Origin of the sequence: Rathayibacter sp. AY1F8 (assembly GCF_002932165.1) — a bacterium.
Taxonomy (GTDB): domain Bacteria; phylum Actinomycetota; class Actinomycetes; order Actinomycetales; family Microbacteriaceae; genus Rathayibacter.
In genome coordinates, this window is the sequence record NZ_PSVB01000043.1 from 1,883 (window position 1) to 3,556 (window position 1,674).

Genomic DNA, 1,674 nt, shown 5'->3' on the forward strand with positions numbered 1-1,674 from the left:
GCCAGTCATGCAAATCATTGGATCTGCAACTTTTCGAGTTGTAGTTTCTTAACTCATGTGATTAGCAAGTTCATAAGAGCAAACGGTGAATGCCTTGGCATCTGGAGCCGAAGAAGGACGTCGTAATCTGCGATAAGCCTCGGGGAGCTGATAAACGAGCTGTGATCCGAGGATTTCCGAATGGGGAAACCCCGCCAGGCCCCTTGTGGTGACCTGGTGACTCCCGCCTGAATATATAGGGCGGGTAGAGGGAACGTGGGGAAGTGAAACATCTCAGTACCCACAGGAAGAGAAAACAACAGTGATTCCGTCAGTAGTGGCGAGCGAACGCGGAAGAGGCTAAACCGAGTCATGTGTGATACCCGGCAGGGGTTGCATGGCCGGGGTTGTGGGACTTTTCGTTCCGGTCTGCCGGCCGGTGAACGTTACAGCGCATCATAGACGAACAGGTTTGAACGCCTGGCCAGAGCGGGTGCGAGCCCCGTAGTCGAAATGGTGTTATGGCGTGAAGAGTATCCCAAGTAGCACGGGGCCCGAGAAATCCCGTGTGAATCTGTCAGGACCACCTGATAAGCCTAAATACTCCCAGATGACCGATAGCGGACAAGTACCGTGAGGGAAAGGTGAAAAGTACCCCGGGAGGGGAGTGAAATAGTACCTGAAACCGTTTGCTTACAAACCGTCGGAGCCTCCTTGTAGGGGTGACGGCGTGCCTTTTGAAGAATGAGCCTGCGAGTTAGTGCTCTGTGGCGAGGTTAACCCGTGTGGGGCAGCCGTAGCGAAAGCGAGTCCGAATAGGGCGATTCAGTCGCAGGGTCTAGACCCGAAGCGAAGTGATCTATCCATGGCCAGGTTGAAGCGACGGTAAGACGTCGTGGAGGACCGAACCCACTTCAGTTGAAAATGGAGGGGATGAGCTGTGGATAGGGGTGAAAGGCCAATCAAACTTCGTGATAGCTGGTTCTCTCCGAAATGCATTTAGGTGCAGCGTTGCGTGTTTCTTGCCGGAGGTAGAGCTACTGGATGGCCGATGGGGCCCAAAAGCTTACTGACGTCAGCCAAACTCCGAATGCCGGTAAGTGAGAGCGCAGCAGTGAGACTGTGGGGGATAAGCTTCATAGTCGAGAGGGAAACAACCCAGACCACCAACTAAGGTCCCTAAGCGCGTGCTAAGTGGGAAAGGATGTGGAGTTGCACAGACAACCAGGAGGTTGGCTTAGAAGCAGCCACCCTTGAAAGAGTGCGTAATAGCTCACTGGTCAAGTGATTCCGCGCCGACAATGTAACGGGGCTCAAGCACGCCACCGAAGTTGTGGCATTGACATTAGTGGTAGGCCTTCGTGGTCCAGCCGTGTTGATGGGTAGGAGAGCGTCGTGTGGCGAGTGAAGCGGCGGTGTGAACCAGCCGTGGATGCCACACGAGTGAGAATGCAGGCATGAGTAGCGAAAGACGGGTGAGAAACCCGTCCTCCGGAAGACCAAGGGTTCCAGGGTCAAGCTAATCTTCCCTGGGTAAGTCGGGACCTAAGGCGAGGCCGACAGGCGTAGTCGATGGACAACGGGTTGATATTCCCGTACCGGCGAAGAACCGCCCAAGACAATCCAGTAGTGCTAAGTATCTGAATCCCTTTGATGGATCCCTTCGGGGTGAAGCGTTGGGCCTAGCGTACGACC

At 54.7% G+C, this 1,674-nt stretch carries 1 rRNA gene (running past one end of the window); it reads left to right on the forward strand.

Features of this window, described 5'->3' with window-relative positions:
* Positions 1–62 precede the first annotated feature (62 nt).
* A 23S ribosomal RNA gene (locus C5C35_RS16575) occupies positions 63–1,674 on the forward strand (it continues 1,603 nt past the right edge of the window).